This window comes from Streptomyces sp. ADMS (genome assembly GCF_033441795.1).
Lineage (GTDB): Bacteria > Actinomycetota > Actinomycetes > Streptomycetales > Streptomycetaceae > Streptomyces.
Genome location: NZ_JAVFVX010000033.1, coordinates 28,865 through 50,448, shown reverse-complemented (window position 1 = coordinate 50,448; position 21,584 = coordinate 28,865). Strand labels below are relative to the sequence as shown.

19 protein-coding genes are annotated in these 21,584 nt (G+C 70.2%); 9 read left to right on the top strand and 10 right to left on the bottom strand.

Going from position 1 to position 21,584, the window contains the following annotated elements; all coding sequences use genetic code 11:
* Positions 1 to 67: 67 nt before the first annotated feature.
* The gene (locus RB628_RS16845) at positions 68 to 1,384 is read right to left on the bottom strand and encodes a hypothetical protein (RefSeq protein ID WP_318321252.1); all 1,317 of its coding nucleotides are present in this window, start codon (positions 1,382 to 1,384) and stop codon (positions 68 to 70) included.
* Between the two features lie 115 nt (positions 1,385 to 1,499).
* On the bottom strand, positions 1,500 to 2,621 hold the full coding sequence (locus RB628_RS16840) for an alpha/beta hydrolase (RefSeq protein WP_318321251.1): 1,122 nt from the start codon (positions 2,619 to 2,621) through the stop codon (positions 1,500 to 1,502).
* Between the two features lie 224 nt (positions 2,622 to 2,845).
* Here RB628_RS16840 and RB628_RS16835 point away from each other — a divergent pair, with 224 nt between their 5' ends.
* From RB628_RS16835 to RB628_RS16810, 6 genes are all read left to right on the top strand, one after another.
* Positions 2,846 to 4,654, top strand: a complete 1,809-nt coding sequence (locus tag RB628_RS16835) for a phosphatidylglycerol lysyltransferase domain-containing protein (RefSeq protein WP_318321250.1) — start codon at positions 2,846 to 2,848, stop codon at positions 4,652 to 4,654.
* A 507-nt stretch (positions 4,655 to 5,161) separates the two neighbouring features.
* Positions 5,162 to 6,058, top strand: a complete 897-nt coding sequence (gene folP, locus RB628_RS16830; protein WP_318321249.1) for a dihydropteroate synthase — start codon at positions 5,162 to 5,164, stop codon at positions 6,056 to 6,058.
* Positions 6,055 to 6,558, top strand: coding sequence for a nuclear transport factor 2 family protein (locus RB628_RS16825; RefSeq protein ID WP_318321248.1), 504 nt, complete (start codon positions 6,055 to 6,057; stop codon positions 6,556 to 6,558). The genes folP and RB628_RS16825 overlap by 4 nt, the downstream gene beginning before the upstream one ends.
* 256 nt (positions 6,559 to 6,814) lie before the next feature.
* The gene (gene folB, locus RB628_RS16820) at positions 6,815 to 7,174 is read left to right on the top strand and encodes a dihydroneopterin aldolase (protein WP_318321247.1); all 360 of its coding nucleotides are present in this window, start codon (positions 6,815 to 6,817) and stop codon (positions 7,172 to 7,174) included.
* Entirely contained in the window at positions 7,171 to 7,782 is a 612-nt protein-coding gene (gene folK / locus RB628_RS16815) for a 2-amino-4-hydroxy-6-hydroxymethyldihydropteridine diphosphokinase (RefSeq protein WP_318321246.1), read from the top strand. The genes folB and folK overlap by 4 nt, the downstream gene beginning before the upstream one ends.
* A gap of 59 nt (positions 7,783 to 7,841) precedes the next feature.
* Entirely contained in the window at positions 7,842 to 8,324 is a 483-nt protein-coding gene (locus RB628_RS16810; RefSeq protein WP_318321245.1) for a DUF3180 domain-containing protein, read from the top strand.
* Positions 8,325 to 8,668: 344 nt separating this feature from the next.
* Here RB628_RS16810 and folE read toward each other — a convergent pair whose 3' ends face one another.
* The 6 genes from folE to dacB form a co-directional block, all read right to left on the bottom strand.
* Positions 8,669 to 9,274, bottom strand: a complete 606-nt coding sequence (gene folE, locus RB628_RS16805) for a GTP cyclohydrolase I FolE (protein ID WP_318321244.1) — start codon at positions 9,272 to 9,274, stop codon at positions 8,669 to 8,671.
* Positions 9,275 to 9,424: 150 nt separating this feature from the next.
* Positions 9,425 to 11,461 (bottom strand): ATP-dependent zinc metalloprotease FtsH, encoded by a 2,037-nt coding sequence (gene ftsH / locus RB628_RS16800; protein WP_318321243.1) that lies wholly within the window; start codon positions 11,459 to 11,461, stop codon positions 9,425 to 9,427.
* Between the two features lie 211 nt (positions 11,462 to 11,672).
* Complete coding sequence (gene hpt / locus RB628_RS16795) at positions 11,673 to 12,233, bottom strand: hypoxanthine phosphoribosyltransferase (protein ID WP_318321242.1); 561 nt, start codon at positions 12,231 to 12,233, stop codon at positions 11,673 to 11,675.
* Positions 12,234 to 12,292: 59 nt separating this feature from the next.
* Positions 12,293 to 13,336: a tRNA lysidine(34) synthetase TilS gene (gene tilS, locus RB628_RS16790; protein ID WP_318321241.1), complete on the bottom strand. Its 1,044-nt coding sequence runs from the start codon at positions 13,334 to 13,336 to the stop codon at positions 12,293 to 12,295.
* A 191-nt stretch (positions 13,337 to 13,527) separates the two neighbouring features.
* Positions 13,528 to 14,661 (bottom strand): zinc-dependent metalloprotease, encoded by a 1,134-nt coding sequence (locus tag RB628_RS16785; RefSeq protein ID WP_318321240.1) that lies wholly within the window; start codon positions 14,659 to 14,661, stop codon positions 13,528 to 13,530.
* A 172-nt stretch (positions 14,662 to 14,833) separates the two neighbouring features.
* Positions 14,834 to 16,594, bottom strand: a complete 1,761-nt coding sequence (gene dacB / locus RB628_RS16780) for a D-alanyl-D-alanine carboxypeptidase/D-alanyl-D-alanine-endopeptidase (protein ID WP_318321239.1) — start codon at positions 16,592 to 16,594, stop codon at positions 14,834 to 14,836.
* Positions 16,595 to 16,673: 79 nt separating this feature from the next.
* Between dacB and RB628_RS16775 the strand changes: the two genes are divergently transcribed.
* Together RB628_RS16775 and RB628_RS16770 are read left to right on the top strand one after the other, a co-directional pair.
* The gene (locus tag RB628_RS16775; protein ID WP_318321238.1) at positions 16,674 to 17,165 is read left to right on the top strand and encodes an inorganic diphosphatase; all 492 of its coding nucleotides are present in this window, start codon (positions 16,674 to 16,676) and stop codon (positions 17,163 to 17,165) included.
* 219 nt (positions 17,166 to 17,384) lie between these two features.
* On the top strand, positions 17,385 to 19,088 hold the full coding sequence (locus RB628_RS16770; protein WP_318321237.1) for a threonine/serine ThrE exporter family protein: 1,704 nt from the start codon (positions 17,385 to 17,387) through the stop codon (positions 19,086 to 19,088).
* A gap of 127 nt (positions 19,089 to 19,215) precedes the next feature.
* Here RB628_RS16770 and RB628_RS16765 read toward each other — a convergent pair whose 3' ends face one another.
* Entirely contained in the window at positions 19,216 to 20,136 is a 921-nt protein-coding gene (locus RB628_RS16765; protein ID WP_318321236.1) for a DedA family protein, read from the bottom strand.
* Positions 20,137 to 20,272: 136 nt separating this feature from the next.
* On the opposite strand from RB628_RS16765, the gene RB628_RS16760 reads away from it, so the two are divergent.
* Positions 20,273 to 20,638, top strand: coding sequence for a YbjQ family protein (locus RB628_RS16760; RefSeq protein WP_318321235.1), 366 nt, complete (start codon positions 20,273 to 20,275; stop codon positions 20,636 to 20,638).
* Between the two features lie 15 nt (positions 20,639 to 20,653).
* Here RB628_RS16760 and RB628_RS16755 read toward each other — a convergent pair whose 3' ends face one another.
* Positions 20,654 to 21,415 (bottom strand): MerR family transcriptional regulator, encoded by a 762-nt coding sequence (locus RB628_RS16755; protein WP_318321234.1) that lies wholly within the window; start codon positions 21,413 to 21,415, stop codon positions 20,654 to 20,656.
* Positions 21,416 to 21,584 lie beyond the last annotated feature (169 nt).

Here is a 21,584-nt window from a genome sequence, read left to right as displayed (position 1 = left end):
AGGGACGCAGGGACGCAGGGACGCAGGGACGCAGGGACGCAGGGACGCAGCAGGATATGGCCGACCGTCAGGAAACCGCGCTCCGCAGCCCCTGCAGGTCGATCTGCTCGGTCTCGTCGTGTGCCGTCAGGTCGATCACCTGACCGATCCCGACCCCGCGCGACTCCTCGTCGGCGGGCTTGAACCGGGCCTCGGACTCCGCCTTGTGCAGCGCGAGCGCCTCCTGCCCGACCACGTCGGCGAGGTCCTCGTTCTGCACGGCCTCCAGCGCGTCCGCCCCCGTCTCCGTCTGTGTACCGAAGAAGTCGAACCCGCCCTCGGCGCCGGGCCTGCGCATCGGCGCGCTCGTCGGTACGACCGCCACCGCGGTCGGCACGGTGTAGTGCCCGGAGCCGCGCACGGGCTTGGCGGGCTTCGCCTCGGCGGGGGTGGAGGCGGCGCGCGTATGGCCGCGGGCCGCCTCGGGCTTCCCCTTCGCCTCGTCCTCCCGTACGGCCTCCGGCCTGCCGGCACCAGGGCCGTCGGAGAGCGCAAAGACCTCAGGGACCTCAGGGACCTTCGAGACGGCCGCGGATATCTCCGCCGCGGCCGGGGCCGGTTCGTGCTTCGCCGGAGCCTCGCCGTCGAACCTGGCCAGCGCCGCCCGCGCCCGCAGGAAGAGCGAGGAACCCTCCGGCGAGAAGATCGCCGGTGCCGCCGGGGTCTCCTCGGAGTCCGCGTCGGCCGCGACCTGCGCGCCGACCGCGCCCAGCGCCGCCGACACCCCTGCCGCCGCCGCGTCCAGCGCGGCCTCGTCGGAGTCCGCCCCGTCCGCCCCGTCCGCCGACTCGCCGGACCCGGCCGGAAACGCCCGCGCCGACTCCGTGACCGCGGCCGCCTTCGCGTCGACGTCCACGTCCGAGTCCGCACCCGAGTCCTCAGCCGGTACCGCGGCCTCCAGCTCCAGCAGTCGCCGGCCCTCCAGGGCGCTGGCCCGCTCGGTCTCCGCCGTGGCGTACCGCCGCAGCAGCGCCGCGTGCTCGTTGCGCAGCCCCTGGAGCTCGGCCCGCTTGGCGCGCAGCTTCTGCTCCAGCTTGACGCGCAGTTCGCGGGACTCCTCCAGGTCGGTCTCCAGTTCGGCGACGCGCTCCTCGTGCCGCCAGTCGTCGTTCGCACGCGCGCGCGTGAGGTCGGCGACCTGCTTGCCCGCCTCCATGTCCCAGCGCCGCATGACGGCCGCGCCGACGACCGTGATCGCCGCGGCGAACGCGGCGAGCATCCGGAGGACGCCGGTGTCCGTGAACACCCATGGCCCCAGGGAGCAGACGAGCGAGACGCCCGCGATCGCCGCAGGAGGCAGCAGCCGGTGCAGAGGTGGTGAATGGCGGTGACGTCCACGTGGCATGGCCAGAAACTTACCGCGCGTAGGCGAATCTTGGTGCCCCGCCCGGTAAAAACACAGCCGCCCCGAACCCTTCACAGGGCTTGGGGCGTCCGGGTCCTCGTCAGGCGTGGCGGCGTCAGCGGTCCGCCAGTCGTCGGCTCAGCCACTCCAGCGAAGCGGGGATCTCGCGCCGCCAGGTGTTGAAGTTGTGGCCGCCGCTTTCCAGGACGATCGTCGAGATCCTGGTCGGGGCCTTCGTCCTGACGAGATCCACGAACCGCATCGTCGGACCGTAGTTGGCCTCTCCGTGTCTGCTGGTGGTGACCAGCAGGGAGACGTCTGGCGGTGGCACGTGCCTGATGTACCACTCCAGGTCCGCATGGTGCTTCAACTGCTTGTCGCCCTGGAAGAGGTCTCCCGTGGTGGCGTCGATCGGCGCCTTGTAGGAGGGCGAGAGGCCCACCGCCGCCGTGTACACGCGCGGGTGGTGCATCGCGAGCTTCAGCGCGCAGTAGCCGCCCGTCGAGTCGCCGATGATGCCCCAACTGGCGGGCTTCGACCCGACCCGGTAGTGGCCGGCGACGGCCGCGGGCAGGTCCCGGGCGAAGAACGTCTCCGTCTGCGGCCCACCCGGCACGTCCACGCACTCGGTGTCCCGGGGCGGCGCCACGGTCGGCCGCAGCATCACCAGGATCATCGGCTGCGCCCTGCCCTCGCTCGCCAACCCGTTCGCGGTGTGCGGGAAGCCGAGCTTGGTGACGAGGGACTCCGAGGTGCCCGGATAGCCCGTCAGCACGACGACCACGGGGAAGGTGCGCTTCGCGTACTGCGGCTGGAAGTACTCCGGTGGCAGATAGACGTACGCCGGAGAGGTGATGCCTGTCTCCTTGCCGACGACGCCGATCTTCTGGATCTGGCCGCCGACCCTGGGCAGGTGTCCGCCCGGCACGCTCACCGCCCGGGTGGAGAGCACCTGGAGGCCGCCGCGGGCCCCGGTGCTGTGGTCGACGACCACGCCCTGGTCGGTCTCCCTGCCGAGGAGGTCGTCCCAGGATGCGTAGAAACCGAAGCTCTGGTTGACGGCGAACCCGACCGAGGCGAACACCGCGACCTGGGTGGCCAGCAGCAGCACCACCCGGCCGCCGACGGCCCGCCGGCCGCGGCGCGCCAGCCGGGGCCAGAAAACGATCGTGCCGATGAACAGCAGGGTGGCGGCCAGGATCGCCAGCGCCAGCACCGTCTTGCTCGTGAGACCCATGACTGCTGTTGCCCACTCTCTCCGCCGGTGGCGCCCCCGCATCCTTCACAGCGGCTTGCCCCGGGCTTTGGGTGTCCTTTGAAACTGCTTTCCATGAGGGAGTGAACCTCGTCCCCCGAGACACCGTCCTAGAGGGCGCAATGTCGCCGGATGCCGGATTGGCTCCGGTTTCCAGGTCTCTCGCAGAACTACGGGATGCGATGTCTGTCAGGATAGATGGGGAAATGTCGGGCGAGGTTCCGGGACGATCACGTCGAGTGCCACGCGTTCTGCGCGGTCCGCGCCCCGAGGCCGTCCCCGCAGTGGTCGCCCGGGCCTGTGCGCTCGTGGGTCTGGTAGACATCGCCGCCGGAGTCTTCCCGCGCTTCAGACACAGCCGGATGCACACGCTCGCCGAGGTGCTGCCCGGCGCGCTCGGCCCGTTCGCCGCCGCGCTCTCGCTCAGCACCGGCGTCCTCCTGCTGCTCCTCGCCCACGGCCTCAGGCGCCGCAAGCGCCGCGCCTGGCGCGCCGCCGTGGCCCTGCTGCCGGCCGGCGCCGTGGCCCAGTTCACCTACCGGCACTCGCTCGTCGGGCTCGTCATCTCCGCACTCCTGCTGGTCGTGCTGCTGCGCCACCGCACCGAGTTCGCGGCACTGCCCGACCCCCGCAGCCGCTGGCGCGCGCTCACCAACTTCGTACTGATGAGCGCCGGTTCACTCGCGCTCGGGCTGGTCATAGTGAGCACCCACGGCGACCACATGTACGGCGACCCGAGCCTCGCCGACCGCATCACCCACGTCCTGTACGGCCTGTTCGGCTTCGAGGGCCCCGTCGACTACGACGGGCCCACCTCCTGGACCGTCGGCTACTCCCTCGGCGCCCTGGGCCTGCTGACCGCCATCACGACGATCTACTTCGCCTTCCGGCCCGAACACCCGGCCGCACACCTGACCGAGGAGGACGAGGACCGGCTGCGCGCCCTCATCGACCGGCACGGCCGCCGCGACTCCCTCGGCCACTTCGCGCTGCGCCGCGACAAGGCGGTCGTCTTCTCCCCCAGCGGCAAGGCCGCCGTCACCTACCGGGTGGTGTCCGGCGTGATGCTCGCCAGCGGCGACCCGATCGGCGACGTGGAGGCCTGGCCGGGTGCCATCGAACGCTTCATGGACGAGGCCAAGGCCCACTCCTGGACCCCCGCCGTCATGGGCTGCTCGGAGACCGGCGGCGAGGTCTGGACCCGCGAGACCGGCCTCGACGCCCTCGAACTGGGCGACGAGGCGGTGGTGGACGTCGCGGATTTCTCCCTCTCCGGGCGCGCGATGCGCAACGTGCGCCAGATGGTCAAGCGCATCGAACGCGCGGGCTACGAAACCCGGGTACGGCGCATCCGTGACCTCGGAGAGAACGAGCTGGACCGGATCAGGCTCGCCGCGGAGGACTGGCGCGGCACCGACGCCGAGCGCGGCTTCTCCATGGCGCTGGGCCGCATCGGCGACCCGGGCGACGGCGACTGTCTGATCGCCACCGCCCACAAGACCGACGACCAGCCGGGCCCGTACGGCGATCTGAAGGCGATCCTGCACTTCGTGCCGTGGGGCACGGACGGCGTCTCCCTGGACCTGATGCGACGCGACCGCTCGGCCGACCCCGGCATGAACGAACTGCTCATCGTGGCCGCCCTGGAGGCCGCCCCCCGCCTCGGCGTCGCCCGCGTCTCGCTCAACTTCGCCATGTTCCGCGCGGCGCTGGCCCGCGGCGAGAAGATCGGCGCCGGGCCGGTGCTGCGCGCCTGGCGCGGCCTGCTGGTGTTCCTGTCCCGCTGGTTCCAGATCGAGTCCCTGTACAAGTTCAACGCCAAGTTCCGCCCCCGCTGGGAGCCACGCTTTGTGGTCTACCGAGCCTCCGGCGACCTGCCCCGCATCGGCCTCGCCGCGATGCAGGCGGAGGGCTTCGTGACCCTGGCCCTCCCCCGCTTCCTGCGCCGCCGCACGTCGTCCCCGCGCCCGTGCGCCCACGGGGCGGCGGACAGAGGGACGGTACGCGCGGCATGACACGGTGACAGAGACAGGCCCGAGCGGCGCCCCGTCGTCCCCTCAGCCCAGGGACGTCCGCTCGGGCCACAGCCCAGACCAAGCTTTCCGACCCGTCCTGGGTCTCATCCGGCGGGGCCGGCGTCACATCCGACCGAGCCTGGGTCACATCCGACCGGACCAAGGCTGTTCGCCGACCCAACCGAGGGCATTACAAAAAGAGACCAAGGTCGTCTCGAACCCGACCGAGGCTGCATTCCAACCGGACCCAGGGCCCTCTCCGACGAACCCGGGGCGGTTCATTTCGACCAGACCAAGGCCGTCTCCAACCCAGCCGAGGCGGCATTCCAACCGGACCCGAGGTCACCTCCAACCCAGCCGAGGCGGCATTCCGACCGGACCGAGAATGCTTTTCGACCGAACCGTTCGACGGACCGAGACGGGCGGGTGGGTGGGAAACAAAAACCCAAGCCCCAACGCACCCGCACCAAAGAACCCGCCCCACCGCCGGGGGCCTACGCTGAACGCATGAACAACCACAGCGGACGCGGCCGCGTCGCCGGCCTCCCGGCCTGGGACCGCTGCGCGGTCATGGGCGTCGTGAACGTGACCCCGGACTCCTTCTCCGACGGGGGCCGCTGGTTCGACACGACCAACGCCGTCAAGCACGGCCTCGACCTGGTCACCGAGGGCGCCGACCTGGTGGACGTCGGCGGCGAGTCCACCCGCCCCGGCGCCACCCGCGTCGACGAGGCCGAGGAACTCAAGCGCGTCGTCCCCGTGGTCCGCGGCCTCGCCGCCGAGGGTGTCACCGTCTCCGTCGACACCATGCGCGCCTCGGTCGCCGAGCAGGCGCTCGCGGCCGGCGCCGTCCTCGTCAACGACGTCAGCGGCGGCCTCGCGGACCCGGCGATGGTCCCGGTCGTCGCGGAATCGGGCGCCCCCTTCGTCGTCATGCACTGGCGCGGTTTCCTGGAGGGCGGCAGCATCAAGGGCGTGTACGCGGACGTCGTCTCCGAGGTCGTCGACGAACTGCACGCGCGCGTGGACGCCGTACTGGCCGGCGGTGTCGCCCCCGACCGGATCGTCGTGGACCCGGGCCTCGGCTTCTCCAAGGGCGCCGATCACGACCTGACCCTCCTGGCCCACCTCGACCGCCTGCACGGCCTGGGCCACCCCCTCCTGGTCGCCGCGTCCCGCAAACGGTTCCTGGGCCGCGTACTGGCCGGCCCCGAGGGTGCCCCGCCGCCCGCACGGGAGCGCGACGCCGCCACCGCCGCCGTCTCCGCGCTCGCCGCCCACCAGGGCGCCTGGGCGGTCCGCGTCCACGAGGTCCGCGCCACCGCCGACGCCGTACGGGTCGCGCGCGCGGTGGAGGAGGCCCGCGGCACGGAAGCGGTCCGCAGCACAGAGGGAGCCCGGTGAGCGCGCCCCACACCGACGTCGAGCAGGTCGAGCTCGCCAACCGCGCCTTCTACGAGGCGTTGGAACAGGGCGACTTCGACGAACTGTCCACGCTCTGGCTCACCCCCGCCGACCTGGGCGTCGACGAGGAGTACCACGACCCGGCGGAGACCGGCGTCGTCTCCTGTGTGCACCCGGGCTGGCCGGTGCTGACCGGACGCGGCGAGGTGCTCCGCTCGTACGCGCTGATCATGGCGAACACCGAGTACATCCAGTTCTTCCTGACCGACGTGCACGTCTCCGTCACCGGCGACACCGCCCTGGTGACCTGTACCGAGAACATCCTGAGCGGCGGCCCGGCCCCCGAGGACAGCGACGAACTGGGGCCGCTGGTCGGCCAGCTGGTCGTCGCCACCAATGTGTTCCGCCGCACATCCGCCGGCTGGAAACTCTGGTCGCACCACGCGTCCCCGGTACTGGCCGAGAACGACGAGGACGAGGCCGACGACACACCCTCCTGACATCCGCCTGGGCCGAACGCGGCTTGTCGCGGCCGAACATGGTTGGAATCGAGAAGACGGGGTAAGTGCGGCTACCAGCCCGTGAGCAGCCGCGTTCCCACGGGGAAACACCCGATGAACCCTCCTCGTCATCACGTGGACGGGCCCCTCGTGGGGCGGGCACTGTCAGTGCCCGCAGGTAGATTCGGAAGTGGCCGCCGGGCCGGGCGCACCCGGTCCACAGCGGCCGCCAACGACGATTGCAGGAGTGATTCGCGTGGATCGTGTCGCGCTGCGCGGCCTGAGGGCCCGTGGACACCACGGTGTGTTCCCGCAGGAGCGGGAAGAGGGCCAGACCTTCGTCGTGGACCTCTCCCTCGGCCTGGACACCCGTCCGGCCGCGGCCGGCGACGACCTGGCGAAGACCGTGCACTACGGCATCGTGGCGGAGGAGGTCGTGGCCGTCGTCGAGGGCGAGCCCGTCGACCTCATCGAGACGCTCGCCGAGCGCATCGCGCAGGTCTGTCTGAAGCACCAGGGGGTGCAGGAGGTCGAGGTGTGCGTCCACAAACCGGGCGCACCGATCACGGTCCCCTTCGACGACGTGACCATCACCATCACCCGGAGCCGAGTATGACCACCTCGTTCACCGAGAGTCACAGCGACCCGACCGTCCAGCCGGTGCCCGCCTCCGTGGTCCAGCAGGTGGACGCCGCCGACACCACGCTGCACAACCCGAAACGCGCCGTCATCTCCCTCGGCTCGAACCTCGGCAACCGCCTGGAGACCCTCCAGGGGGCCATCGACGCCCTGGAGGACACCCCGGGCGTCCGCATCAAGGCGGTCTCCCCCGTCTACGAGACGGAGCCGTGGGGCGTGCCGGCGGGCAGCCAGCCGTCGTACTTCAACGCTGTGGTCGTCCTGAAGACGACCCTCCCCCCGTCCTCGCTCCTGGAGCGCGCCCACGCGGTCGAGGAGGCCTTCCACCGGGTCCGGGAGGAGCGCTGGGGTGCGCGCACGATCGACGTCGACATCGTCGCGTACGCCGACGAGGTCTCCGACGACCCGGCCCTCACCCTCCCCCACCCGCGCGCCCATGAGCGGGCTTTCGTCCTCGCCCCCTGGCACGACGTGGACCCCGAGGCTCAGCTGCCCGGCCGCGGCCCGGTGGCCGGCCTTCTGGAGACCGTCGTGCTGGACGGTGTCGCGCCCCGCGCCGACCTGGAACTCCAGTTGCCGGAATAGCCGTTAAGGTCGTGACGACCACAGGTCGGTGGTCCGTTCTGGGGAGCTGAAGGGGCACCGTGAGAGAGCTGCGCGTCAAGATGCTGGCCGGCGTGTTCGCCGTGGCCGGAGTGCTCTCCTGGGCGGTCGCCCGGCTGTGGAACTCCGTGGGGACACTTCCCAGCGTCCCGCTGGCCGCTCCCGTCGTCCTCGCCCTGATCGCCGCGGTCCTGCTGGCCACGGCCCTCTCCCTCCGCGCCCGCCTCAAGGCCCAGCGCGACCGGCGTCCCGGTGCCAAGGGCGTCGACCCCCTGATGGCCGCCCGCGCGGTCGTCTTCGGCCAGGCCAGCGCCCTGGTGGCCGCTCTGGTCGCCGGGATGTACGGCGGCACGGGCGCCTTCCTCCTGGAGTCCCTGGACATCCCGGCCCGCCGCGACCAGGCCATCTACGCCGGTTTCTCGGTCCTGGCGGGCATCGCCGTCATTGCGGCGGCCTTCTTCCTGGAGCGAGTCTGCAAACTCCCGGAGGACGACGACAACGCGGGCACGGCACCGGCCACCTGACACTCACCAACGATCCCCGCAGCGTCTCTCGCGTGACCCCACCCGTCAGGTGTGCCCAGCATGTGACCGGGCGCGACGGTGAACGTCACGTGATCAGTCACGATGTCCACGACCTCGTGGCCCTTGACGGTCTCCACGGCCATGACTGAGGTCCGCACTGTGCGGTCGCCGTCCAACGTCCAGAGCTGACAACCGACCTTCACGTCCCGTGCGCGCGCCCGCAGACGCCCGCCAGCCCCGTTCACCTTCTGACGACTGGGCAGCCCGTATCCCGCTACGATCCCCCTCGACCAACGATTTATGCCGCTGGCCGAGGACGCTGTCGGGCACCACTGACAATCAGGTCAGCGAGCCATTATCAGACTCATTGCCTCAGCCCGGGTCGTAGCATCCCGAAGCTGCCCGCGCACCGCCGACGTCGTGGTCTTGGCACCGGGCTTGCGAATGCCGCGTACCGACATGCACATGTGCTCGGCCTCGATGACGACGATTGCGCCCCGTGCCTCCAGGATGCGCATGAGGGAGTCCGCGATCTGCGTGGTGAGCCGTTCCTGCACCTGGGGGCGACGGGCGAACACCTCAACGAGGCGTGCCAGCTTCGAGAGGCCCGTGATCTTGCCTGTCTCGGCCGGGATGTACCCGACGTGCGCCACACCATGGAACGGCAGGAGATGATGCTCACACAGAGATACGATTTCGATGTCCTTCACAAGGACCATCTCATCGTGCCCCAGATCGAACGTCGTTGTCAGAACGTCCTCGGGCTTCTGCCAGAGCCCCGCGAAAAGCTCCCGGTACGCCCGTGCCACCCGCCCCGGCGTCTCCTTGAGGCCCTCTCGGTCCGGGTCCTCGCCGACCGCGATCAGCAGTTCGCGTACGGCGTTCTCCGCCCGCTTCTCGTCGAACTCACCGATCGTGCCCTCGCCGTCAAGCGTCACGGGGTGGGTCATTTCGTGCCTCGTTCCTGTCCCTGTCACGCGTGTGGACCACGCGTCGCACGTGCGGACATACCGAAATGCCGCGCCCCCCAGGCTAGAACCTGGGGGGCGCGGCATCCATTCCGGGCCCACTGAGCGGGAGGGGGCCGGAGAGCCGGGACTTCAGCTCTCCGTGCGGTCCTCCGGCATCTGCTCCGTCGCGGGGGCGGACTCGGTGGCTCCGGCCTTGGCGGTGATCGCCGGCGCCGAGCCGTTGGTCCCGTTCGTCAGTGACAGCTCCTTGGGGGAGAGCACCGGCGGGCGGGTGGACGGCGTACGGCGGGAGGAGCCGGTCCACGCGGGGCGGGCCGGGCGCTTGATGATGGGAGCGAAGACCTCGGCGATCTGCTCCTTGCTCAGCGTCTCCTTCTCCAGCAGCTCGAGCACCAGGGCGTCGAGGACGTCGCGGTTCTCGACCAGGATCTCCCAGGCCTCGTTGTGCGCGTTCTCGATGAGCTTCTTGACCTCTTCGTCGACGAGCGCGGCGACCTCTTCCGAGTAGTCGCGCGGGTGCGACATCTCCCGGCCCAGGAAGGGCTCGGTGTTGTCGCCGCCGAACTTGATCGCGCCGAGGCGCTCGGTCATGCCGTACTGCGTGACCATCGCGCGGGCCGTCGCCGTGGCCTTCTCGATGTCGTTCGCGGCGCCCGTCGTCGGGTCGTGGAAGACCAGCTCCTCCGCCGCGCGCCCGCCCAGCATGTAGGCCAGCTGGTCGAGCATCTCGTTGCGGGTGGTGGAGTACTTGTCCTCGTCGGGGAGCACCATCGTGTAACCGAGGGCCCGGCCGCGGGACAGGATCGTGATCTTGTGGACCGGGTCGGAGTTCGGGGAGGCCGCCGCGACCAGGGCGTGACCGCCCTCGTGGTACGCGGTGATCTTCTTTTCCTTCTCCGACATGATCCGGGTCCGCTTCTGCGGACCCGCCACGACGCGGTCGATGGCCTCGTCCAGCGACGCGTTGTCGACCAGCTTCTTGTCGCTGCGGGCGGTGAGCAGCGCGGCCTCGTTGAGGACGTTGCTCAGGTCCGCGCCGGTGAAGCCCGGCGTGCGACGGGCGACCGCCGACAGATCGACGTCCGGAGCGACCGGCTTGCCCTTCTGGTGAACCTTGAGGATCTCCAGACGGCCCAGCATGTCCGGGCGGTCGACCGCGATCTGGCGGTCGAAGCGGCCGGGACGCAGCAGCGCCGGGTCGAGGATGTCGGGACGGTTCGTGGCGGCGATGAGAATCACACCGCCCTTGACGTCGAAGCCGTCCATCTCGACGAGCAGCTGGTTGAGCGTCTGCTCGCGCTCGTCGTGCCCGCCGCCGAGGCCGGCGCCGCGATGGCGGCCGACCGCGTCGATCTCGTCGACGAAGACGATCGCCGGGGCGTTCGCCTTGGCCTGCTCGAAGAGGTCACGGACGCGGGAGGCACCGACACCGACGAACATCTCGACGAAGTCGGAACCCGAGATCGAGTAGAACGGAACGCCCGCCTCGCCCGCGACAGCACGCGCGAGCAGCGTCTTGCCCGTACCGGGAGGCCCGTAGAGGAGCACACCCTTGGGGATCTTGGCGCCGACGGCCTGGAACTTGGCCGGCTCCTGGAGGAACTCCTTGATCTCGTGGAGCTCCTCGACGGCCTCGTCCGAGCCCGCGACGTCCGCGAACGTCGTCTTCGGGGTGTCCTTGGTGATGAGCTTGGCCTTGGACTTCCCGAATTGCATGACCCGGGAGCCGCCGCCCTGCATCTGGTTCATCAGGAACAGGAACACGACGACGATGAGGACGAAGGGGAGCAGCGACAGCAGAATGCTCACGAACGCGTTCTGCTTGGTCGGAGAGACCGTGTAGCCGTCCGGAATCTGCTTGTTCTGGTACTTGTCCTGGAGAGTGTTCGCCAGGTTGACGCCCTGGTCGCCGATGTAGCTCGCCTGGATCTTCGAGCTGCCCTCGACCTTTTGGCCGTCCTTGAGCTGGACCTTGATGACCTGCTCGTCACCGGTGGTGATCTTGGCCTGCTCGACCTTGTTGTCGTTGATCGCCTGAACGACCTGGCCTGTGTCCACCGTCTTGTAGCCGCCGGACGAGCCGACGACCTGCATCAACACGACCACGGCAAGGACGGCCAGCACGATCCACATGACCGGCCCACGGAAGTATCGCTTCACGTCCATCCATACGGAGCGGTGCCGCCCCGTCCCTCCTGCCATAGTGAGTTTGACAAAGACTGTTCTGAAGACTGCTCTTCGGACGGTACCCCAGCATTGTCACCCGAAGGCGCACGGCCGCTGGCAATCCCGTCCACGCATGCTCCAACGGCGCGAAGCCCGCCGTGGTTCCCGGACGTCCCACAGGACCGGCCCATTGGCTCAGCGGCCGCCGGACTCAGCCGCCGTAGACGTGGGGCGCGAGCGTACCGACGAACGGGAGGTTGCGGTACTTCTCCGCGTAGTCGAGGCCGTAGCCGATCACGAACTCGTTCGGGATGTCGAAGCCGACCCACTCCACCTCGATGGCGACCTTCGCGGCCTCCGGCTTGCGCAGCAGGGTGCAGATCTTCAGGGATTCGGGCTCGCGGGAGCCCAGGTTGGAGATCAGCCAGGACAGGGTCAGCCCGGAGTCGATGATGTCCTCGACGATGAGGACGTGCCTGCCCTTGATGTCGGTGTCGAGGTCCTTGAGGATCCGCACCACACCGGAGGACTGGGTGCCCGCGCCGTACGACGACACGGCCATCCAGTCCATGGTGAGGGGGGTGGACAGCGCCCGGGCCAGGTCGGCCATGACCATCACCGCGCCCTTGAGGACACCGACGATCAGCAGATCCTTGCCCGCGTACTCCGCGTCGATCTTCGCGGCCAGCTCAACCAGCTTCGCGTCGATCTCTTCCTTGGTGATGAGTACCGACTTGAGGTCGGCACCCATGTCTTTCGCGTCCACCCGCATCACTTTCGGTCGTCGCCATTTTCCTGGCTCGCCGACCCCTCCCCGAAGGGGGGTGAGATTCAGCCTTGCCGAATCACCAGTCTGCCACCCTGCCGCTGGGCGACGACCCGGCCGGGGAGATTGATGACTCCCTGACCGCGCCAGCCGGTGATCAGCCGGTCGACTTCCTCGATGTGGCGGGCGAACAGCGAACCGGCCGGGGCGCCCGCCTCGATGGCGGCACTGCGCAGGATGCGACGGCGTACGGCGGGCGGCAGGGCGTAGAGCTTGGCGCACTCCAGGAGGCCCGCCGCGTCCCGTACGGAGGCCTCGGCCTGACGGGCCCAGGTGTCGAGGGCGTCGGCGTCGTCGCGGGAGAGCTGGGCCGTGCGGGCGAGGGCCTCCACGACGCCCTTGCCGAGGGCTTTCTCCAGGGCGGGCAGCCCCTCGTGGCGCAGCCGGGACCGGGTGTAGGCCGGGTCGGCGTTGTGCGGGTCGTCCCAGACGGGGAGGGACTGGACCATGCACGCCTTGCGGGCGGTCTGCCGGTCGAGCTGGAGAAACGGGCGGCGGTAGCGGCCGGGGGCTCCCGGCCGCCCTGAGACAGCCGCCATCCCGGACAGGGAACGGATGCCGGAGCCACGGGCGAGGCCCAGCAGTACGGTCTCGGCCTGGTCGTCACGGGTGTGGCCGAGGAGGACAGCGGTGGCGCCGTGGCGCTCGGCGGCGCCGTCCAGCGCGGCGTACCGGGCGTCGCGGGCGGCGGCCTCGGGGCCGCCCTCACGGCCGACGGTGACGGCGACCGACTCGACCGGGGCGAGGCCGAGTTCGGTCAGGCGCAGGACGACCTCGTCGGCGCGGAGGTCGGAGCCGGGCTGCAGACCGTGGTCGACGGTGACGCCGCCGGCCCGCACACCGAGTTTGGGCGCTTCGAACGCGAGAGCGGAGGCGAGCGCCATGGAATCGGCACCGCCCGAGCACGCCACGAGGACGAGCGGGGAGGACTCGCCGGGAGTGGTGGGGGCGGGGAGGATGCTGTGGGGCGGGGTGTGCGCGGTGAGGACGTCGTGGAGGGCGCGGCGAACCGCCAGGCGTATCGCCGCGACCGCAGGATGGGGACCCATGTCCGGTTCCCTTCATGAAATTTTCGGGAGGTGAGCCGAGTCCGGTCACTCAGAGTGTGTAGATGGTGACAGAGATGGGCGGTTCCCCGAGCATTGCACGCCTACGCATGCCCCACGGTCCCTCGGACGGGTGATTGAAGGGGCGTTCACCTGCCGTCGGCCGGATTTGTTTCACCACGTACTCCGAGGGCTCACGATTCCGCCTTGCGGTGCACCCGCGCGACCCAGTCCGCCGGTTTGGCGATCTCCGTCTTCGTAGGAAGGGTGTTCGGGGAGGTCCACACGCGGTTGAAGCCGTCCATGCCGACCTGGTCGACGACTGCGCGGACGAATCGTTCGCCGTCCCGGTACTGCTTGAGCTTGGCGTCCAGACCGAGCAGTTTGCGCAGGGCGAGGTCCAGCCGGGAGGCCCCCTTGGCCCGTCGCTGCTGGAATTTCTCCCGGATCTCGGCCACGGAGGGCACCACCGCGGGGCCCACTCCGTCCATCACGAAATCGGCGTGTCCCTCAAGGAGGGACATGACCGCGGTGAGCCGGCCAAGGATCTCCCGCTGGGCCGGCGTCTGCACCAGCTCCACCAGGGAACGCCCGCCGTCGTCCTCCTCGCCCTCCGGCCGGCCGCCCGCGAGGGACTGCGCGGCCTCCCTGATGCGTTCCAGGAACGTCATGGGGTCGACGTCGGTCTCCGCCAAGAACGACTGGATTTCGCCCTCCAGATGGTCCCGCAGCCAGGGCACGCCAGTGAACTGGGTGCGGTGTGTCTCCTCGTGCAGACACACCCAGAGCCTGAAGTCGTGGGGTTCCACGTCGAGTTCACGCTCCACGTGCACGATGTTCGGCGCGACGAGAAGCAGTCGGCCGCCGCCGTTCGCGCCCGCCGGGAGTTCGCGGGTGGCCGGGGCGAAGGTCTCGTACTGGCCGAGGACCCGGGACGACAGGAACGACAGCAGCATCCCCAGTTCGACGCCGGTGACCTTGCCGCCGACCGCGCCGAACACGGCCCCGCCCGGTGAACTCCCGCGCCGCTCCTGCATTTTTTCCAGCAGCGGCCTGAGCACCTCGCGGAACCCGGCGACGTTCGCCCGCACCCAGCCTGGGCGGTCGACGACGAGTACGGGGGTGTCGTGGGCGGCGTCCGTTCCCATCCGGGTGAAGCCCCGGACGTGCTCCTCCGATACCTTCGCGTGCCGTCGCAGCTCCGCGACGATGGCCCGGGCCTCGTCACGGCTCACCTCGGGGCCCGGCCGAACAAGCCGGGTCGCGGTCGCCACCGCGAGATTCCAGTCGACCATCCCAGCAGATGCAGCACCACCGATGCTCGTCATGCGTCAACCGTACGGGAGCAACTCCGCTGGGGGCAGGGCGGCGAGGTCGGGAGGGGGTGCGGGGACCGCGCCCGTAGGGGCGCGGGACCGTATCGGCTTGCGGCTCCGCCGCATGGGCGCGACCAGCCCCCACCGGCCCGCGGACAAGGTCGCCGCCGGTCCGGCGGAGCGCTCAGCAGCCGCAGGCTGCCAGTGCCGTTGCCGTGCGGTCCAGGGCTGCCTGGGCCTCCGTCGGGCTCGTGGTGTGCGCGGCCAGGAAGGCGAAGGCCAGGAGGCGGCCGTCCCGGTCGACGACGGTGCCCGCCAGGGCGTTCACGCCGGTCAGGGTGCCTGTTTTGGCCCGTACGATGCCTGCCGCGCCGTCCGTGTAGCGGGCGCTCAGGGTGCCCGTGAAGCCGGCCACCGGGAGGCCCGTGAGGGCCGGGCGGAGTTCGGGGTGGGACGGGTCGGCGGCCTTGGCCAGGAGGGCCGTGAGGAGGTCGGGGGTGAGGAGGCCGGCGCGGTTCAGGCCGCTGCCGTCCGCGAAGCGGACGCCCGACATGGGCAGCCCGAGCTTTCCCAGCTGGGTGTGGATCGCTCGGGCGCCGCCCGCGAAGTCGGGCCGGACGTCCGTCGCGAGCGCGGTCTGGCGGGCCAGCGCCTCCGCGAGGTCGTTGTCGCTGTTGGTCAGCATGCGCTCGACCAGGTCCGAGAGCGGCGGCGAGGACACCGTCGCGAGCGTGGTGGCGCGGCCCGTGGCCTTGGACGGGCCGGGGGAGCTCGTCCTGATGCCGTGCTTCTCGAGCAGGGCGGCGAAGGTGCGGGTCGCGTCCGCCGCCGGGTCGGTGACCCGCGGGGCCGGTCCGCTGGTCGAGCCGTCCGTGCGGGCCTCGTCGGTCATCAGGGCGCTGACCGGGGCAAGGTTGTCGTTGACCCCGATCGGGTGGAGTTCCTGGCCGTCGTAGAGCGTGGTGTCGTACGACAGCGTCACCTGGCGTACGCCGCGCTTGTCCAGGGCGGCGGCCGTCGAGTCGGCCAGGGTGCGCAGGCTCGCCCAGCCCTCCGGGTCCGTACGGGCCGTCAGGGTGGGATCGCCACCGCCGACCAGGACGAGTTCGTTCGTGTCGGGCTCCAGGGCGGCCCGGGTGGTGAGGCGGTGGTCGGCGCCCATCGCGGAGAGCGCGGCGACGGCCGTGGCGATCTTCGTGGTGGAGGCGGGGACGAGCGCCTCGCCGGCGCCCAGGCCGTACAGGCGATTCCCGGTGGCCACGTCGACGACGGCGGCCGTCCGGCGGGTGCCGAGCGCGGGGTTCCTCAGGAGCGGGTCCAGGACGGCCGCGAGGGCCTCTGCGCCGGGGGCCGCCTTCAGGGTGCCGGTGGTGCTGCCGAGGCCGGTCAGCACGGAGGCGGCGCTCGGCGCGGGCGCGGGCGCCCCGGCCGACGTACCGGAGGTACCGGATGTGTCGGACGTACCAGAATTACGACCGTGATCTGTGCCACCAGGTCGTTCCTGGGCGCCTGCCCAGTCCCGCTCGGCCGTACGCTGACCGGAGGAGTCCCAGGGGCCGGCGGCGGTCACCACGCCGGCGGTCAACGCCAGTCCGGCGGTGGCGGCGCCCGCGGTGTACTGCCAGGTCCGCAGGGTCTTCGGCATCGACAGCGGCAGTGCCTTCAGGGTCTTCGGCATCGGGAGACCGGACAGCTTCGGTCCCACCGCCTGTGTGATCCGCGCGACCCGCGGTTTCACCGCGGCTGTGGCTCGTCCGGCTCGCGCGAGTTGCGGCTTCACCGTCGCCGTCGCTCGTTCGAGTTGCGGTCTCACGGCCGCCCTGGCCCGTCCCAGCTGCGGTTTCACCGTTGCCGTGGCCCGGGTGAGACGCGGTCGTACGGTTCGCGCCAGCCGCGCCACACGCGGCCTCGCGGCCCGCCAAGGCCTCAGCTCCGGCACGACCACCAGCCCCTTTCGCGATCACACACCTGCGTGAGGGACACTTAACCACCAGAACTATGTGCTGATCATGGAGGAGCCACCGGTGGAGTTCGACGTCACGATCGAGATTCCGAAGGGTTCACGGAACAAGTACGAGGTGGACCACGAGACCGGTCGGATCCGTCTGGACCGTCGCCTCTTCACCTCGACCAGTTACCCGGCCGACTACGGCTTCGTCGAGAACACCCTCGGCGAGGACGGCGACCCGCTGGACGCGCTGGTCATCCTGGACGAGCCGACCTTCCCCGGCTGCCTCATCCAGTGCCGTGCGATCGGCATGTTCCGGATGACGGACGAGGCCGGCGGCGACGACAAGCTGCTGTGCGTGCCCGCGCACGACCCGCGCGTGGAGCACCTGCGGGACATCCACCACGTGTCGGAGTTCGACCGTCTGGAGATCCAGCACTTCTTCGAGGTCTACAAGGACCTGGAGCCCGGCAAGTCCGTCGAGGGCGCCGACTGGGTGGGCCGCACGGAGGCCGAGGCCGAGATCGAGCGGTCGTACAAGCGCCTCAAGGAGCAGGGCGGCCACTGAGGACTCCTCTTTGCGCCTGAACCGGCGCCGCTCTCGCGGAGCTGGTTCCTCGCCGCCGTGGTTGCCCAGTCAGCCGTGGTTGCTCGATTGATGGTTGCGGTGCGAGCACTGCGAAAGACATCCGGCCGCGCGGTCCTCATGGGGGCCGCGCGGCCGTTTCGGTGCCTGTGCGCATACTGAGGGGCGTACTTGAGGGGCACGCGCAGGGAGCGATACCGAGTGACGGACGAGGACCGCAAGCCGGCATCGGACGAGGCCAGGGGTGTTTACGCGGTTCCCCTGGTGGGTGGCGCGTCGGGCGGTGGTGACGGGGAGTCGTCCACGACCTCCGAGTTCGCGCTTCCCGAGGGTCTGGCCCCGCCGAGGCCCGTCGCCGGTGAGGCCGAGACCACCTCCGAGTTCGTCCTGCCGGACGGGCTGGACGTTCCGCAGGCGCCCGGCGGCGATGCCGCTGGGTCGGCCTCGGCCTTCAGCACCCCGCGTACGTACCGCGCGCCCGCGTTCACGCCGCCCAGCGGTATCCCTGTGGTGAGTGTCACCAAGGACGTGCCCTGGCAGGACCGGATGCGCACGATGCTGCGGATGCCGGTGGCCGAGCGGCCCGCACCGGAGCGGCTCCAGAAGGCGGCCGAGGAGGGCGGACCGGCCGTCCCGCGCGTGCTCGACCTGACTCTGCGCATCGGCGAACTGCTTCTCGCGGGCGGCGAGGGCGCCGAGGACGTGGAGGCGGCCATGTTCGCCGTCTGCCGGTCCTACGGCCTCGACCGCTGCGAGCCGAACGTCACCTTCACCCTGCTGTCCATCTCGTACCAGCCCTCGCTCGTCGAGGATCCGGTGACGGCGTCACGGACGGTCCGGCGCCGGGGCACCGACTACACGCGCCTGGCGGCCGTCTACGGGCTCGTGGACGACCTGAGCGACTCGGAGACCGCCACCTCCCTGGAAGAGGCGTACAGGCGCCTCGCGGAGATCCGGCGCAACCGGCACCCGTATCCCGGCTGGGCGCTCACCGTGGCCGCCGGGCTGCTCGCGGGCGCCGCCTCCGTCCTCGTCGGCGGTGGCCTGATCGTGTTCGTGGCGGCGGCGCTCGGCGCGATGCTGGGCGACCGGCTGGCGTGGCTGTGCGCGGGGCGGGGGCTGCCGGAGTTCTACCAGTTCACGGTGGCCGCGATGCCGCCGGCCGCGATAGGGGTCGCGCTGACGCTCGCGGACGTGGACGTGAAGGCGTCCGCCGTGGTGACCGGCGGGCTGTTCGCCCTGCTGCCCGGGCGGGCGCTGGTGGCCGGGGTGCAGGACGGGCTGACCGGGTTCTACATCACCGCGTCGGCACGCCTGCTGGAGGTCATGTACTTCTTCGTGGGCATCGTCGTCGGGGTGCTGGTGATCCTGTACTTCGGCGTGGAGCTGGGGGCCGAGTTCAATCCGGACGCGGCCCTGGGCACCGCGGAGCCACTGTGGCAGATCGGCGCCTCCATGCTGCTGTCGCTGACCTTCGCGGTCCTGCTTCAGCAGGAACGATCCACCGTGCTCGTCGTGACGCTCAACGGGGGTGTCGCCTGGACCGTGTACGGCGCGATGCACAACACCGGGGGCTTCTCACCCGTGGCCTCGACCGCCGTCGCGGCAGGGCTGGTCGGGCTGTTCGGGCAGCTGCTGTCGCGATACCGGTACGCGTCGGCTCTGCCGTACACCACGGCGGCGATCGGGCCCCTGCTGCCGGGGTCGGCGACGTACTTCGGGCTGTTGTCGATCGCGCAGAACGATATGGACGCGGGGCTGGTGTCGCTGTCGAAGGCGGCGGCGCTCGCGATGGCCATTGCCATCGGGGTGAATCTCGGGTCGGAGATCTCGCGGTTGTTCCTGAGGCTGCCCAGCGGCTCCGCCGGGGGGCGGCGGGCCGCCAAGCGGACGCGAGGGTTCTAGCGCAGGGTGCCTGGGAGCTCGGGAGGTTCTGCTGTGTGGCGGGCGCGGGACCGATATGGCTTGTCGCGCCCACGTCGCGGAGCCGCAGATGTCACAGCCCCGCGCCCCTGGGTACGCTGCCCAACCCTCAGTTCTGCGGGTAACCGTTGTTGTTCTGGTCGCCGTACGGGTACTGCTGCCGGGCCTGCTGCTGGTAGCCGTAGTCCTGGTTGTACGGCTGTTGCTGGTTGTGCGGCTGCTGCTGGTAGCCCTGCGGGTACTGCTGCCGGGCGTACTGCTGACCGTAGCCCTGGTCGTGACTCTGGTCCTCGGCCTGCTGGGCCGGGGGGATGCGGCGGAGTTGGGTCGTCGCGTCGTCCATCGGCTGCTGGTACTGCTGCTGGTACTGCTGGTGGGCCGGGGGCTCGGGCTGCTGGGGCGGGTTCTTCTTGGCCTTGCTGCGGGCCCGGGCGAACTCGATGATGATCGGGACGACCGAGAGGAAGACGATCAGCAGCAGGATCGGTTCGATGTTCTTCTTGACGAAGTCGATGTTCCCGAGCCAGGAGCCGAGCAGGGTGACGCCCGCGCCCCAGAGGATGCCGCCGAGGACGTTGAAGATGAGGAACGAGCGGTACTTCATGCCGCTGACGCCGGCGATGATCGGCGTGAACGTGCGCACGATGGGCACGAAGCGGGCCAGGACCAGGGACTTCGGGCCGTACTTCTCGAAGAACTCGTGGGCCTTGGTGACGTTCTCCTGCTTGAAGAGGCGGGAGTCCGGGCGGCTGAAGAGCGACGGGCCGACCTTCTTGCCGAACATGTAGCCCGCCTGGTCGCCGAGGATCGCGGCGACACAGATCAGAACGACCGCCCCCCACAGGGGGAAGTCCAGGGTGCCCGCGGTGATCAGCAGGCCCGCCGTGAACAGCAGCGAGTCGCCCGGCAGGAAGAAGCCGATGAGCAGGCCGGACTCGGCGAACACGATCAGGAGCAGACCCCAGATGCCGAACTGGTTCAACAGGTAGTCCGGATCCAGCCAGCTCGGTCCGAGGGCAAGCGTCGTCACTGTTCCGGGCTCCTGAGGCTTGGCAGAAATGAGTGGGCCAAAGCTATCAACGCAATGTGGCCCCTCCAGGTTCCCTCAGCTTCCATGCGCCACTACGGGGTGCGCTGTGCGGGAACTGGGGCCACCCTGTGAGGTTATGGGCATCGAAGAGTACGGCGGCGGCCAGGGACCCGAGTCCGACGTCCTGGTCGTGACGACGAACGACGTACCCGGTTACCGGGTCGAGAAGGTCATCGGCGAGGTCTTCGGACTGACCGTGCGGTCGCGGCACATCGGCAGCCAGATCGGGGCCGGGCTGAAGTCGATGATCGGTGGCGAGTTGAAGGGGCTGACGAAGACTCTCGTCGAGACCCGCAATCAGGCCATGGAACGCCTTGTCGAACAGGCACGCGCGCGTGGTGCCAACGGCGTGCTGGCGTTCCGCTTCGACGTGACGGACGCGCAGGACGTGGGCACAGAGGTGTGCGCGTACGGGACCGCGGTGGTCCTGGCCCGGGAGTGACCCCGGGCCAGGCGGCTATGAACCGTGCCGGGCCGCGTTCGCCGTGATCGCCTCCCGGAGGTGTTCGGCGAGACCCGGACGCATGGAGTCGTAGAACTCCTTGAAGCGCTCGTCGGAGATGTACATGTCGGCGAGGCCGCGGTGGATGTCGTACGTGCATTCGTAGAACCATCTGGTGATGTGGCGCCGGTGTTCCTCGGCCATGGCCATGGCGGCCTCACCGGCCGGGTGCTCACCGGCGGTCATCAGGGCGCCGTAGCGCTCGCCCCAGTCGGCCACCTCGGCCTGCATGCGCTTCCAGTCGTCCTTCGTGTACGTGGCCGCGCGGCGCTGCGACTCCGCGTACGCCTCCGTGCCGCCCCAGCGGCGCTCGGCCTCCTCCGCGTGTGCCTCCGGGTCCTTGTCTCCGAAGACCTCGAACTTCTCCTCGGGCGTGAGGTTGATGCCCATTCTGCGTGCCTCCATGGCGTGCTCCACGGCCGCCGCCATCTTCTGGAGCCGTTCGATCCGGACGGTCAGCAACTCGTGCTGACGGCGCAACCGCGCGCGCGGGTCCGCCTTCGGATCGTCCAGCAGTGCGGCGACTTGTTCGAGCGGGAAACCGAGCTCCCGGTAGAACAGGATCTGCTGCAGCCGGTCGAGGTCGGCATCGCTGTAGCGCCGGTGGCCCGCGTGGCTGCGTCCGCCCGGCACGAGGAGGCCGATCTCGTCGTAGTGGTGCAGGGTGCGCACCGTGACCCCGGCGAAACCGGCGACCTGGCCGACCGAGTAGCCCACTTCCCGCTCCCTTCCGGTCCCCTGCCTGCGGTCCCTTGTGTCTGTCCCTGGTGGGTACGTGTTCCAGGCTGGCGCCTCACGTCGCGTGAGGTGCAAGCCGTACGCCCCCTCCGGATGTTGTGCCGCTTTCGCCCGCTTAGGGTGTTCGTGAGCACCGGCCGAGCGTCCT